Genomic DNA, 13,118 nt, shown 5'->3' on the forward strand with positions numbered 1-13,118 from the left:
GATCGCGCGGGGCGGTGAATCAAGGGACAGTGTATTATGGCCCGGTGGAGGGCAGAAGAAAGATGTCTACCCTCGAATTGCATACACAATTGCGCAGCACACCCCAGAATGGCTGCGCGATGCCGATGCCTTAGTCGGCCATCTTCTTGAGGGCATCGTCGATCAGGGCCTGAATGTCGAGATGGCCTGAGTCGATGCTATCCATGATCGAGTCGACCCGGGTTTCGGCCTCGTAATCGCGAACTTCGGCGATGATGTGGTCGATTTCCAGGTCCGAGTAGTTCTGACCTCGCAGATATTCGCGAAGTTCTGGGTATTTCTCGTTGTCGGTCATCAATTTCCCCTGTCGTCGCCCCTTCTCGCCTGCGTATTGATCGGCAGACCCCGTTGTTTGAAAAATGTCGATTTCGCTGCGGCCGCGTGGTAAGTTAGAGCAATCACTCCTCCTTCCCACTCCCCAATCTTACCCCACAAATAATGATGATCGAAAATTCTAATCCGGCAGTTCGCTTTTGCTGGACTCTTTTTCTCGTCCTCTTCATGATTCCGATGGCCGCTCAGGCGGAAGAATCGGGCTGGAAACCCCTTTCTCAGGGCGATTCTAACGACTGGCCTGCCTGGCGCGGCCCAGAAGGGATCGGCTTCAGTGCGGCCACCAATGTACCAACGAAGTGGAGCGACCAGGAGAACCTGGCCTGGAAGACCTCGCTGGACGGCTGGGGCGACTCGACTCCAGCCATCGTGGGCGATCACGTCTTTGTCACGCTGCAGAACGAAGCCAACGAGCTGCGTTTGTTGCGGCTCGATGCGAAGACGGGTCAGATCGAACTGAACATCCTGGTCGATCAAGCCGAAACGCCGCGAACGGCCCCGAAGCGCAAGTCCCAGAAGTTTCATAATCTGCACAACATGGCCAGTCCTTCGCCTGTGGTCAGCGGCAATCACGTTGTCGTTCACTTCGGCAATGGTTTGCTGGCAACCTACAACCTCGACGGTGAGGAGCTATGGCGCCACAACCTTCAGCAGGAATACGGCACCTATTCAATCTGGTGGGGACACGCCAACAGTCCGGTGGTTTACAACGGCCTGGTGATCTCGGTCTGCATGCAAGACTCGTTGGCCGACCTGCAGAAAGAACCGGTCAAAAGCTACCTGATCGCCCATGACCTGAAGACGGGCGAAAAGAAATGGATGACCATGCGGATGACCGGTGCTCCGGCCGAAGAAGCCGACGCCTACACCACGCCGCTGCTGCTTACCAAAGATGGCCAGGTGCAACTGGTGGTCATGGGTGGCAACACGCTCGACGCCTACGACCCCAATACCGGCAAGCGTCTGTGGTACTTGCCAGGCCTGGTCGGCGGACGCACGGTGACCGGTCCGATTGTCGCCGAAGGAAAGATCTTCACCACGCGCGGCATGCGTAAGCCGCTGTTGGCGGTGACGCTCGACGGTAATAAAGGGGAACTCAGCGAAGACGCGATTCAATGGACCGTCGATAAGTCGACGCCGGACACGCCGTCGCCTGTGTATGCCGGCGGGATGCTCTTCACGGTGACCGACGATGGCATCGCCCACTGCTACCGCAGCACCGATGGCGAGCTTCTCTGGCGTGAACGCTTAGGCGGCAACTTCAAGGCCTCGCCGATCGTGGCGGGCGGCAACGTCTACTTCATCAACATCGACGGCAACTGCAAGGTGGTCGCCGCGAAGGATACGTTCGAGTTGGTGAGCGAAAACGAAGTGAAAGACACGACGATCGCTTCGCCAGCGGTTGCCGGTGGCAAACTGTTCCTTCGTGGGAAAGAACATCTGTACTGCATCGGGAAGTAAGTACCTTCGTTCGCCTGAACGCGTTACTGCTTCTCGACCCGCTTGATCTGAACTTGAATCGTGCCCAGGTTATCACCTAGCTGATCTGGGCTTTCGTTCACTTTCAGGAACAGTACGCAGGGTGCTTCCGGATAGAGGTTGGTCCCCAGACCGACTTCGTTGGCCGTGACCAGCGGCGTGATGGCTCCACCTCGCCAAGGCTCGCCTCGCAATGCCCCGACGAGCTGACCGAGTGGTTTCCCTTTGTAGTAGTGGATGGTCACGCCGTTGGGCTCGCACTTCCAGGCCTGGCCGTCGTTGCGAATGACGTACTCGCCACTGGCAGAGATTTGGAAGTTGCTATCGGTGTCTAACAGAATTCCCGTCGATTGCCAGCCGCGATCGGTGTTGATCTCGGCGGTCATTACTTCGCCGGTAAAGGGAACCGGGTCCCGGTAGACGACCTCGTTCCGCTGCCAGTCGTAGCCATACTCGGCATTGGTGACGAACAGCTCCCACGACTCAGCCAGCTGCGGCATCACATCGCCGAGTTCGTTCAATAGCCGTTCACTGAAACCGCCCGTCAAACGTACCTGGGTGACCATGTCGCGAAACGCTTCCTGCGACAGGCTGTGGTTATCCAAGTAGGCACACGCGCCCCAGCACCATGCGTAAGGTCGGTTCTGGAGAAACGACTGCTGGGGCGTTCCCATAATGCGGGTCAGCGATAGCGCACTGCCGCCGGCGACTTCGTCCTGAATGATCTTGATGCGTCCCCACATCGGTGTCGCATCTTTGGAGGGGGGCATCACGCGGGTTTCGAGTTGGCCGTTTTCCCAGCTGTGCGTACCGAAGTGCTCGGCCATCCCTTCCATGTACCACGGTGGCCCGGCTCCGCCCAAGAGGATCATCATGAACGCATGCGTTCCTTCGTGGATCAGCAAGTGGCGTCGGTAGTAGTCGCTCGGCTGATCCAACAGCCAGACGGCGTCTCCCTGGTAGTAGCCATGCAGAAACTCCGGCAGCGAATCGGGAAAGAGGCCGGCGTTTTTGAAGGTTTGCTTGTTGGACATCAAGACCGCTTTGATCTTCCAGTCGTTGTTGGCGACGGGATCGACGCGGAAGTACTCGCACCACTGCGGATAGGCGGCGTCGAACACCTTGGGAAGTTCGTCGATCTCAGGCGAAGACGGCAGGTCGGTATAGATCGTGACGTGCGTCCCCTCGATGGTGCGGATACCGTTGGCCTCGAGCTTGGCTGGGTCGACTTCGAATTGCACTTCTGGTTCGATGCGACCGACCTTAAGTCGTTCGCGGAGTCCTTCGCCACTAAAGAAGTTGGGCCCCAGGGCATCAGCTCCGTCGGACGGTGGCTTGCTGAAGGTCGCGTTGCCGGAGCGCATTTTGGGTGGCTCTTTCTCGGGCTCCGGTGGCTTCGACTCGGCTGGCTTGGCCTGGGTGGTCTGTGCTGGGGGTGCCTGAGGTGCAGGCTTAGCCGCCGGTTCGGACGAACCGCAGCCTGGCAGTAAAAGTGCACCGACGATGACGAGAACGAGGTATCGAACCATGGGCCGCCTTTGCCCGAAGAGAAGACAAACAAACCATTTGGTGGTATTTTAGACGAAAATCGATTTCAAGTCTTTGTTCATGTTTGCCGTCATGCAGGACCATACGTCCCCCGGAAAATCTGGTTTACCCAAAGCTCACGCTACCTGCGCCCTTATTTGCTTTGCCGGCGCCGTCGTATCAGGGCTCGATTGGCCTACGCCGGCCCCACAGCATGCCGCCGTGATGATGCCAGCACTGGTGATTTGGGGCATCGCCGTCGTATACCAGTTTTTGCTGGCAGCAGGCCACCTGAGGACCTCAATTCTGGATCATCAGCACCTTTTCAGCAGCAGCCACTACGAACGCAAGTCGGACATCGGCTGGATCGTCGCTAACGTGGTAGTGCTGATCGTTGTCGCGGTGTTTTTCGCCCAGCAGTCCAACTCGATCCCGATTCTGACCGGCCAAACGACCACCCTGGTCGCTCTTTTCGTCACGAGCATCATTTCGCTGGTCATTTGGGGCATTCGCTGGAAAATCACCCCTCGCAAGTCGAAAGCTGTTTCCTGAAATGCTTGCCCCTGCCCTGTGCCGCCGCACTGCCCTCTTCATTCTCTTGCTATCGATTGGCACGCTTTTCACCGCTTGCCGACCCGCTGCCCAGGAGGAAGTCGTCGTCTATACGGCGCTCGATCAGGAGTTCTCAGAGAGTCACTTCGATACCTACCACGAGCTGACCGGTGTCGACGTCGTCGCCAAGTACGATACCGAAGCCAACAAGACGGTCGGCCTGACCGAGGCCCTTTTGGCGGAGAAGGACCGTCCTCGCTGCGATGTTTTCTGGAACAACGAGATCCTCAACACGCTGCGGCTGCAGAAAGCGGGACTGCTCGCGGCGTACCATCCCAAGCACGAGGAGGAGTACCCGGCGACATTCCGTTCAGCCGATGGCACTTGGTTTGGTTTCGCAGCCCGGGCTCGCATTCTGCTTGTGAACACCGACCTACTAGCGGAAGGCCAGCGGCCCACTTCGGTCTTCGATCTGGCCGATGACAAGTGGAAAGGGCAAGGAGGTTACGCCAAGCCGCTATTTGGTACGACCGCCACCCACGCGGCCGTGCTGTTCACGGAGTTGGGCCAGGAGAAAGCCGAGCAGTTCTTCACCAAGCTGCAAACCAACGCCAAGATGTTCCCGGGCAACAAGCAAGTCGCCCAGGCCGTCTCTTCAGGCGAAATCGCGTTTGGCCTGACCGATACGGACGATGCGATGGTCGAGATCAAATCGGGGCGTCCCGTGGCGATTGTTTATCCGGACCAGGCGGAAGACCAACTCGGCACGCTCTTCATTCCCAATACGTTGGCAATCATCCAAGGCGGGCCGAACCCGGAGGCCGCGAAGAAGCTGGTCGATTACCTGCTTTCGGCCGAAGTCGAGACCGCACTCTCCCAAGGACCGAGCGCTCAAATACCGCTCAACACGACGCTCGATATTCCGCTGCAGGTCGAATCCCCCAAGACGATCAAGCCGATGGAGGTCGACTGGGAGGCCTCGGTCGACCAGTGGGATAGCGCGGCGGCGTTTCTTCGCGAGAAGATACTGACCAACTAGAGTGCCCGGCGGTGACGGCGACGGGGAGCCTTCTTGGGCGGCTCTTTCTTTTCTTCTTCTTTGCCTGCGTTGTCGGTATCGCGAGCGTGCGGCGGAGTGGTCTGCACTGATGTCTTGACGTACGGGTCGAAGCCTTCGATCTCGTCGCGAATCAGCAGCTTGTCGATCCGCATCTCGATCCGCGTCAGCTGATTACCTTCTTCCGGCGTCACGAAGGTGTACGCGACCCCTTCCTTGCCCATGCGGCCGGTACGGCCCACGCGGTGGACGTAGTCGTCGGAGTATTCCGGCACGTCGTAGTTCACGATCAGCGTCACATCCGAGATATCGATCCCGCGGCCCACGACGTCGGTGGCGATCAGAATGCGATACTTGTTCGCTTTGAAATCAGTGATCGTACGGTTGCGGGCTCCCTGCTGCATGTCGCCGTGGATGCAGCGGACCAGCTTGGTCTTCTTCTGCAGTCGCTGGAACAGCTTTTCGGTGCCTCGCTTGGTGCGGCAGAAAACAATGCACTTGGTGGGCTGCTCGCGGCGAAGCAGGCGAACCAGCAGCTCCATCTTCTTCGGTCCGTCGACCGTGAAGTAATGCTGCTCGATCGTGTCGGCCGAGATGTTCTTAGGAGAGAAGTCGACCTTCACCGGCTCGTGCATGTAGCGTTTGGCCAGGCGTTCGATCGGCGGAGGAACGGTGGCGCTCAGCAGCATCGTCTGGCGTTGTTCCGGACAGCGACGCAAGATCTTCTCGATGTCGGGACGAAAACCGATATCGAGCATCCGGTCGGCTTCGTCCAGCACGACCATGCTCAGGTAGTCGAGCGAAAGGGACCGGCGTGTCATGTGATCGATCACGCGACCAGGCGTCCCAACAACGATGTCGGGGTTTCGCTTGAGCTTATCCATCTGCCCTTTGATGGGCTTACCACCATAGATGGCGACCGTCTGAATGCTCATTCCTTTCGAGAGCTTCACGATCTCGTCGCGGACCTGAACGGCCAACTCGCGGGTCGGCACCAGGATCAGGGCGTGGGGACCTTTGCCAGAAGGAAGCGTCTCGATGATCGGAATGCCGAACGCGGCCGTCTTGCCGGTACCGGTGCGGGCCTGACCGAGGACATCTTTCCCTTCCAGGGCCAAGGGAATGACGCCAGCTTGAATCGGCGAGGGGACCTCATAGCGGGCCTCTTTCAGGGCCGCGAGCATCTTTTCGGAGAGATTGAGATCGGTGAACTTCTTTTCTGGGGAATCTTCAGAGGTCGACAAGGTTTGGACCGTTTCTGGAAAGGACGTCGTAGGGTAGGGAGACGTCGTTGTTGTCAGCGGCTTCTCGCGCGGGTCCAAACATTAAGCATGTCTTTCACTTGTCAGCCCCAAGGGGGCGATCGCTAATAGCCAGGGGGGCTTTTGCTTAACGATCGCTCCGTCGGGGCCGACCCAGGGCGATGTGATGACACTTGCTGGGACGTTAACCGCTGCTGCCGCTAGTTCTGCATCAAAACAATAAGCCCTAACAATAATGTACAAACGGCGATAGGACAATCGAGCGTGCCCCTCAGAAGTTCCGGATGCGCAAACAAATAGGCCGAACCATTGGCCCGTAAGACGTCTACGGGACAGTGGTCCGGCCTTTCTCGTCGTTATATGCCAGGCCGCCCCTGGGGGGGACCTCGTCGAAGAAAAACCAATATAGACCGAGGATTACCCTCGGCCATCAGCCTTAGGTGGCTGGAGTTGCCGGAGCGGCAGCCTTCTTGGTGGTCTTCTTCTTAGCGGCCTTCTTTGGCGCAGCCTTTTTGGCAGCTTTCTTTGGCGAAGCTTTCTTGGCAGCAGCCTTCTTCACCGTCTTCTTGGCAGCCTTCTTAGGGGCGGCCTTCTTTGGTGCAGCCTTTTTGACCGTCTTCTTAGCAGCCTTCTTAGGGGCAGCCTTTTTGGCAGGTGCTTTCTTGGCGGTCTTCTTCGGTGCAGCTTTCTTCTTGGTTGCCATCGTTCCGTGGGCTCCTCAAGATTCGATGCCCGTGGTCATAGAGAGAACTTTCGGGGCATCACAAAAGTCCTCTCGAATCTGCTTTGGCAGTTATGCCGAACTCTCACACACAAGTGAGAGATTGAACATCCATTTTCATCCGTCCGAATGCATGGCACAGATTCGATTGGGAGAACTTCGGCACGCGTGCCGCTTCACCCCTTTTCGACTCGGCATCCTCGCGGGATTAATCAAGCCGGAGTTTCTCATCATGTCATCGCTCAGGTGCGCCACCAAACTGCGAAAGCGACGTGAGGTGATGACTGAAAAACTACTTCTCGCAAATTGAATCAACTTTGCCTTTCTTTCGTCAAGGTGAATTATCGAACCTCGAAACGAATTTGTGCAGAAAAAGTTCTCCACCAACCGCACACTTCCTGGAAATAGTTGCGCGGCCACTTGCGCGGTGAAGCGACACGAACCTTTCCAGCGCGCGCAGAAGGTGGTCGCGATCAAATGCTTTGCCCTTTAGACTAGTAGATGGACCAAGTGGTTGTCCGCCGTTGTTCTATGCGAAAGTGAATTCCATGTCGGATCGATTGAATGCCGTTCTCAGTGGCTGGCTGGAAGGAGATCAAACCCTCGAAAGTTTGGTCTCTCACAAGGAAGCTCTGCAGTGGATTCTGAGTGCCGAAGAGCTGGAAATCTCGGGTATTTTGCGGTTTTTAGAGTCCGTACCGCCTGAGATCTCCGATGCGAAACGTCGCTTTCTCGATCGCGTGTTGAACCTGCTGGCCATGCGTCTGCGCGACGTCGAAGAGCTCGAAACGGACGACTTGAATCGTATTGCCGCGGCCTATCGCAACTGGGGTGCGACGCATCGCATGGGGCATCTCTTGCTCGCGTTGTTGTCGGCCACCGGTAGTGAGGCAGCGCTGGAACTCTTCGCTGAGTTGGTCGTCGAACAACCACCTTCGAATTCCAATGCGGCCGCGATCGCATTTGTTCCTCTTCTGCGTCAGGACAATCTTCCCACCGAGACACTTTTTCCAAAACTTCTTGAAGCGTTGTCGCATCTTTCAGTGGCGTCGCTCGTGTTGGACCTGGCCAACTTCGTCACGCGACAAGGGATGGTCGCCAAGCATCCGGCATCCGACCGAGTCGATGCGTTGGGGGAACTCTTCTCGGGCCTGATCGCGCGGCTCTCGAAGTTTGAAACCGAGCCGCCCAAAGAGGCCAAGGACTTCGCCGCGGCCAAGGTCGCGGTGACCGAAGCCACGTCCATTGCGCTGGCCATTTGCGACGCATTTGCCCTCATCGGCGACGAGAAGGCCGTTAGTAAACTCAAGTCAGCACTTGACTTAAAGCATCGCAAGCTGCGATCGGATGCGGCTATCGCGCTGGCCAAACTGGGCAATGAAGAAGGCAAAGAGCTGCTCGTGGAGTTGGCTGCCGAGCCGGTCTGCCGGCCGAGTGTGCTTGAGGTGGCGGAAGAACTGGACATGCTGGCAAAGATCCCGGCCGAGTTTCAAACCGAACAAGCGAAGGTCGAAGGAGAGCTCGCCGCGTGGCTTTCTTTAGACACCCAGTTCGGCATGCCACCGCACGAAGTGCACCAGGTTGATAGCCGCACTTTGGGTTGGCCTGGGTTTGAAGAAGCTCAGAATTGCCACCTGATTCAGTACGCGTACCACATGCCCGGCGGTACATTTCAGAGCGTGGGGATTGTGGGACCGGTCACCCAGAGCTTTGCCGTCGACCTGACTTCGTTGCCGCTGCCAGACATCTACGCGGCCTTCGCCGGCTGGCAGGCCGAGCATCCGGAGGTCTTCGAGTTAGAACCCGACAAGTGGCAGGCCAACCAGAACGAGTTGGCCAACAGTCTGCTGCAGCGTGTGGCCAGCGAAGGTTACGAGACACCACAGCCGGCCATGCTGGGCTTCTTCTTTGGCGATGTAAGACTGATAGCAGGCACTCGCCGCGACGGTCAGGCCGGGACCGCGATTGCGGATCTCCGCAGCACGACGTTCTACCCGGCCGGAGAAAGCCGACACCCGATCGGCCCCCGCGAGGCCTATTACGTTCACACAGGCCGCGAATATTTACAGGCTTTTAACAAAGACCGCCCAGAATGGGTCTCGCTGCACGAGAGCCTATCGGATCAAGAAGAAGCGGAGTAGAGACGTCTTTGGGCGTAGGTCATCTACTTCCTGTCCCCTCGCCCCTGCGGGGAGAGGGGACAGGAACGGGTTAGCTGGTGACCTTCTTGATGCCTTCGCATAGGCGGTCGACGTTGGCCTCGCTGATGCCGGCCACGTTGATGCGGCCGGAGCCGACGATGTAGATGCTCATCTCGCTGCGGAGCTGGTCGACCTGCATCTGATTGAGGCCAGAGAAGCTGAACATCCCCTTTTGGTCTTGGATGAACGAGAAGTCCTGGTCGATGCCGCAGGCCGAGATCTTATCGACGAACAGCTTGCGGATGCCGTTGATGCGGTCCCGCATGTGGGTCAGTTCTTCGTCCCACATCGTGCAAAGGCCATCGTCGGTCAAAACCGTCTCGACGACCGCGGCACCATGCGTCGGTGGGTTCGAGTAGTTCGAGCGGATCACCTTCTTCAACTGGCTGAGTACGGCAGTCGCTTCCGCCTCGCCGGTCGCCACGGCGGTCAGGGCACCGACGCGTTCGTTGTACAGGCCAAAGTTCTTGCTGAAGCTGCTACAGATCAGCATCTCTTGCCCGGGACGTGCGATCTCGCGGAGACCAGCGGCGTCTTCGCTCAGACCGGAACCGAAGCCTTGGTAAGCGAAGTCCAACAGCGGCAGCAATTCCTTTTCCTGAATCAGGTCGGCGATCGCTTTCCACTGCTCAGGCGTCGGGTCGATACCGGTCGGGTTGTGGCAACAGCCGTGCAGCAGGACGATGTCCCCCTTGCCGGCGCTCTTCAAGTCATTGAGCATGCCGTCGAAGTCGAGGCCGTTGGTCTTCTTGTCGAAGTAGGCATACGTCTTCAGCGGAATGCCGGCGGCCGTGAAGATATTGGGATGGTTCGGCCAGGTCGGTTGGCTCAGCCATAGCGAAGCACCGGGGAAGTTGGCCGCGATGAAGTCGCCAGCGACACGCAGGGCCCCCGTACCGCCAGGCGACTGCACGGTAACGGCACGTTTAGCCGTGATCACTTCATGATCGTCACCAAACAGCAGCGTGCGAACCGCGCTGTTGTAGCCAGCTCGGCCGTCGATTGGGAGGTAGCTCTTGGTGCTTTCTGTTTCCAACAGGCGCTTTTCCGCTTCCTTGACGCACTTGAGGACCGGCGTCACCCCTTTTTCGTCTTTGTAGACGCCCACGCTGAGGTTGATCTTCTCGGGGTTGGGATCGTTGCGGAAGGCTTCATTAAGACCCAGGATTGCGTCCGGGGGAGCCGTTTCGACGTGCTGGAACATAAACTTCCATTGGTAACAGGGGGCTGAAGCAAACAAACGCGTTCATTTTACGAGATGCCAACGATGTCTGATAGTTCGCAATCGTGTCCGAAAAGTCCCAAACTCGGAAAAAATGCGAAGGATTCTTCGGTGACCTGCCCCTTTAACGGGGTGAATTTCGCGCCCAAACCGATCATAATGGTAAGCTTCACCCTTCCTCGCGATGCCTGCCTGGTTTGTTCCCTCCCTGAATTCGGAACTGGAAGTAGCACAGCGGAGAGCCTCACGGCGATGACGCTCCCCTTTAGCCAGGCCTGACGTTGGCAACGCGACGAATTGATTTTTCGCCTTTTGATTGGAAAGAAACTTACCGATGGCAGGCTCGCGTACCGGGATCTGGCTGATTGGCGCTAAAGGCGGCGTCGCCACAACCTCCATTGTTGGACTTCTCGCACTAAAGAAAGGCCTGACCGAGACCGTCGGGCTGGTAAGCGAACTAGAGCAGTTTCAGGATCTGGAACTGGCCCAGTGGAATGACATCGTCATCGGCGGCCACGACATTCGCGACGTCAGTCTTTTGGACGAAGCCTACAAGATGGTCTTCGAGAGCCGCGCCATCGATGGTCGCCTGGTCGAAAAGATCAAGGACGACCTGACTGCGCTCGACGCCAACATTCACGACGGCACGCTCTACAACGCTGGCAAGAAGATCAGTGAGTTCGCCCATCCCAAGCTTCAAGCCCTCAAGGAAACGCCGCGAGAAGCGGTCGATCGCTTGAAAGCCGACATCGCCGGGTTCGCCAAGGCCAACAGCCTGGACAACGTGGTGGTGGTGAATATTTCCTCGACCGAGCCGCCGGTCGATGGCGACCAGTTCCCCAAGACGTGGAAAGAGCTCGAGCCGCAGTTGGCCTCCGATGATTGCAAGCTACCGGCCAGTTCGCTGTATGGTATCGCCACGCTGGAACTCGGTTACGCGTTCATCAACTTCACGCCCTCGCTGGGTACGGCGATCGAAGCCCTGGATGACTTGGCCAAGTCGAAGGGTACCTGTCACATGGGGCACGACGGCAAGACCGGCGAAACGCTCCTCAAGAGTGCGCTCGCCCCGATGTTTGCCAAGCGTAACTTCCACGTGATGAGCTGGGTCGGGCACAACATCTTCGGCAACATGGATGCCAAGGTGCTCGACGATCCGGAGAACAAGAAGACCAAGGCCGTCAGCAAGGATCGTCTGCTGAGCAAGATCTTCGGCTACACCCCACAGACGCTGGTCACCATCGAAAACATCGACAGCATGGGGGACTGGAAGACGGCCTGGGACCACATCCACTTCCAAGGCTTTTTGGGCACGCCGATGGTGATGCAGTTCATCTGGCAAGGTGCCGACTCGCTGCTGGCCGCCCCGCTGGTGATCGACCTGGCTCGCTTCGCCGACCTGGCCCGGCGATCCGGATGCACCGGCCTGCAAACGCAGCTCTCGTGCTTCTTCAAGTCACCGCTGGGGACCGAAGAGAACGACTTCGCCATCCAGTTCCAAATGCTGGAAGATTGGACGAAGTCGCTTAAGAGCTAGGGCTTCGAGAACTCATCTCGAGCCAAGGTGGATGCCGCATGGGGTGCGACGCGTTTGGCTGCTCGCACCCTACGTGAAATTGCTGGTACGACACCTCCTCGACGTGCGGCTTTTCCTTGATCTCAGGCTGGCCGCTGGGTCTGGTTAACTGATAGATGCCCCAGATCGAGAGCAGGCTCAAGAGAACCACCAGCAGCGCGTCTGGCTCGATGATCGAGTACTTCTTTTCGGCTCGATACACAATCCCCATCGTGGCCACGCACGTCAGCACGATGACCGCCACGCCGGTCATGGCGTGCACGGGGCTGGCGTCGGCCAGGAGCGAACCTTTCGTATAGATCGCATCGACCGGCAGCAGGATCGCGATGTTGAACGTGTTACTGCCCAGGATGTTGCCGATCGCCATGTCGGCGGCGCCGATGCGGACGGCGACGATCGTCGTAACGAACTCAGGCAGGCTGGTCGTGAGGGCCAACAGCGTGCTACCGATGAACGTGCCACCCAGGCCAGTGATCTCGGCGATACGATCGGCCGTTGGTGCCAGGTAGGCCGCGGCGATGAAAATCACCACCGTCGTCGCCAGGTAAACGCCGATTGCCATCCCAAGGGACATGCCTGAATTGGCCGCAGGCTCTTCTTCCGGGCTCTCTTTCTCATCCTTCAGCTTCGAGGCCATGTGCTGATCGAGGTAGATCAGCCGCACCGAGAATATATAAAACACCCCACACAAAATCGTCCCGATCCCCATGTGCCAAACGTGGAGCGGTATCCCGACTGCATCCCGCTCCAGCAGCAGAAACAGCACAACAATCGCAATCAGCGCCATGCTGACCAACGCCGATAAAGCGTGCGCCGAGGAGATCGACGAAAACATCCGCGCCTTGGAGTGAAAGATTAAGTCGACGATCCCCAGAATCAACAGATTAAAGAGCGAGCTCCCCAGCACGTTGCCCAGCGTCAGGTCGACCCCTTGGGTGCTATCGGGCAAGCGAACCGCGTTGATGTTGATCGCGAACTCGGGCAGACTGGTCGCCGCGGCCAACAGCACCAGGCCAGCCAGCGAGGCCCCCATGCCTGACTTCTCGCCGATCACGTCGGCTGCCTTGGCCATGAAATTGCCTGCGAAGACAATCACGATCGCGAGTCCCAGAAAGATCAAACTCAGCTGTGCCAGTTCGCCGCCCATGA

11 protein-coding genes are annotated in these 13,118 nt (G+C 58.0%); 5 read left to right on the forward strand and 6 right to left on the reverse strand.

Annotated features, from left to right (window positions below; genetic code table 11):
• Positions 1 to 130: 130 nt before the first annotated feature.
• Positions 131 to 334, reverse strand: a complete 204-nt coding sequence (locus tag PSR63_RS10335; RefSeq protein ID WP_274333011.1) for a hypothetical protein — start codon at positions 332 to 334, stop codon at positions 131 to 133.
• 206 nt (positions 335 to 540) lie between these two features.
• Between PSR63_RS10335 and PSR63_RS10340 the strand changes: the two genes are divergently transcribed.
• Positions 541 to 1,833 carry an outer membrane protein assembly factor BamB family protein gene (locus PSR63_RS10340; RefSeq protein ID WP_274333013.1) on the forward strand — a complete coding sequence of 431 codons (1,293 nt, stop codon included), beginning with the start codon at positions 541 to 543 and terminating at the stop codon, positions 1,831 to 1,833.
• 23 nt (positions 1,834 to 1,856) lie between these two features.
• On the opposite strand, the gene PSR63_RS10345 is transcribed toward PSR63_RS10340, so the two are convergent.
• Entirely contained in the window at positions 1,857 to 3,380 is a 1,524-nt protein-coding gene (locus tag PSR63_RS10345) for a hypothetical protein (RefSeq protein WP_274333015.1), read from the reverse strand.
• 79 nt (positions 3,381 to 3,459) lie between these two features.
• On the opposite strand from PSR63_RS10345, the gene PSR63_RS10350 reads away from it, so the two are divergent.
• Entirely contained in the window at positions 3,460 to 3,930 is a 471-nt protein-coding gene (locus tag PSR63_RS10350) for a hypothetical protein (protein ID WP_274333017.1), read from the forward strand.
• 1 nt (position 3,931) lies between these two features.
• Entirely contained in the window at positions 3,932 to 4,969 is a 1,038-nt protein-coding gene (locus PSR63_RS10355) for an extracellular solute-binding protein (RefSeq protein WP_274333019.1), read from the forward strand.
• Here the strand turns inward: PSR63_RS10355 and PSR63_RS10360 are convergent.
• Together PSR63_RS10360 and PSR63_RS10365 are read right to left on the reverse strand one after the other, a co-directional pair.
• Positions 4,966 to 6,231, reverse strand: coding sequence for a DEAD/DEAH box helicase (locus tag PSR63_RS10360; protein ID WP_274333021.1), 1,266 nt, complete (start codon positions 6,229 to 6,231; stop codon positions 4,966 to 4,968). The genes PSR63_RS10355 and PSR63_RS10360 overlap by 4 nt on opposite strands.
• A gap of 454 nt (positions 6,232 to 6,685) precedes the next feature.
• Positions 6,686 to 6,952, reverse strand: coding sequence for a hypothetical protein (locus PSR63_RS10365; protein WP_274333023.1), 267 nt, complete (start codon positions 6,950 to 6,952; stop codon positions 6,686 to 6,688).
• Positions 6,953 to 7,518: 566 nt separating this feature from the next.
• On the opposite strand from PSR63_RS10365, the gene PSR63_RS10370 reads away from it, so the two are divergent.
• Complete coding sequence (locus PSR63_RS10370; RefSeq protein ID WP_274333025.1) at positions 7,519 to 9,111, forward strand: HEAT repeat domain-containing protein; 1,593 nt, start codon at positions 7,519 to 7,521, stop codon at positions 9,109 to 9,111.
• A 70-nt stretch (positions 9,112 to 9,181) separates the two neighbouring features.
• Here PSR63_RS10370 and PSR63_RS10375 read toward each other — a convergent pair whose 3' ends face one another.
• On the reverse strand, positions 9,182 to 10,375 hold the full coding sequence (locus PSR63_RS10375) for an amino acid aminotransferase (RefSeq protein ID WP_274333027.1): 1,194 nt from the start codon (positions 10,373 to 10,375) through the stop codon (positions 9,182 to 9,184).
• Between the two features lie 352 nt (positions 10,376 to 10,727).
• Here PSR63_RS10375 and PSR63_RS10380 point away from each other — a divergent pair, with 352 nt between their 5' ends.
• Complete coding sequence (locus tag PSR63_RS10380; RefSeq protein ID WP_274333029.1) at positions 10,728 to 11,930, forward strand: inositol-3-phosphate synthase; 1,203 nt, start codon at positions 10,728 to 10,730, stop codon at positions 11,928 to 11,930.
• On the opposite strand, the gene PSR63_RS10385 is transcribed toward PSR63_RS10380, so the two are convergent.
• The gene (locus PSR63_RS10385) at positions 11,920 to 13,116 is read right to left on the reverse strand and encodes a sodium:calcium antiporter (protein ID WP_274333030.1); all 1,197 of its coding nucleotides are present in this window, start codon (positions 13,114 to 13,116) and stop codon (positions 11,920 to 11,922) included. The two genes, PSR63_RS10380 and PSR63_RS10385, sit on opposite strands and share 11 nt — an antisense overlap.
• Positions 13,117 to 13,118 lie beyond the last annotated feature (2 nt).

The organism is Bremerella sp. P1 (genome assembly GCF_028748185.1).
GTDB lineage: Bacteria > Planctomycetota > Planctomycetia > Pirellulales > Pirellulaceae > Bremerella.

What these genes read in the sequence shown, in the direction of transcription:
- PSR63_RS10345 (WP_274333015.1), bottom strand. Translation starts at nt 3,380, where the DNA reads ATGGTTCGATACCTCGTTCTCGTCATCGTCGGTGCACTTTTACTGCCA.
- PSR63_RS10375 (WP_274333027.1), bottom strand. Translation starts at nt 10,375, where the DNA reads ATGTTCCAGCACGTCGAAACGGCTCCCCCGGACGCAATCCTGGGTCTT.
- PSR63_RS10370 (WP_274333025.1), top strand. Translation starts at nt 7,519, where the DNA reads ATGTCGGATCGATTGAATGCCGTTCTCAGTGGCTGGCTGGAAGGAGAT.
- PSR63_RS10340 (WP_274333013.1), top strand. Translation starts at nt 541, where the DNA reads ATGATTCCGATGGCCGCTCAGGCGGAAGAATCGGGCTGGAAACCCCTT.
- PSR63_RS10350 (WP_274333017.1), top strand. Translation starts at nt 3,460, where the DNA reads ATGTTTGCCGTCATGCAGGACCATACGTCCCCCGGAAAATCTGGTTTA.
- PSR63_RS10355 (WP_274333019.1), top strand. Translation starts at nt 3,932, where the DNA reads ATGCTTGCCCCTGCCCTGTGCCGCCGCACTGCCCTCTTCATTCTCTTG.
- PSR63_RS10385 (WP_274333030.1), bottom strand. Translation starts at nt 13,116, where the DNA reads ATGGGCGGCGAACTGGCACAGCTGAGTTTGATCTTTCTGGGACTCGCG.
- PSR63_RS10380 (WP_274333029.1), top strand. Translation starts at nt 10,728, where the DNA reads ATGGCAGGCTCGCGTACCGGGATCTGGCTGATTGGCGCTAAAGGCGGC.
- PSR63_RS10365 (WP_274333023.1), bottom strand. Translation starts at nt 6,952, where the DNA reads ATGGCAACCAAGAAGAAAGCTGCACCGAAGAAGACCGCCAAGAAAGCA.
- PSR63_RS10335 (WP_274333011.1), bottom strand. Translation starts at nt 334, where the DNA reads ATGACCGACAACGAGAAATACCCAGAACTTCGCGAATATCTGCGAGGT.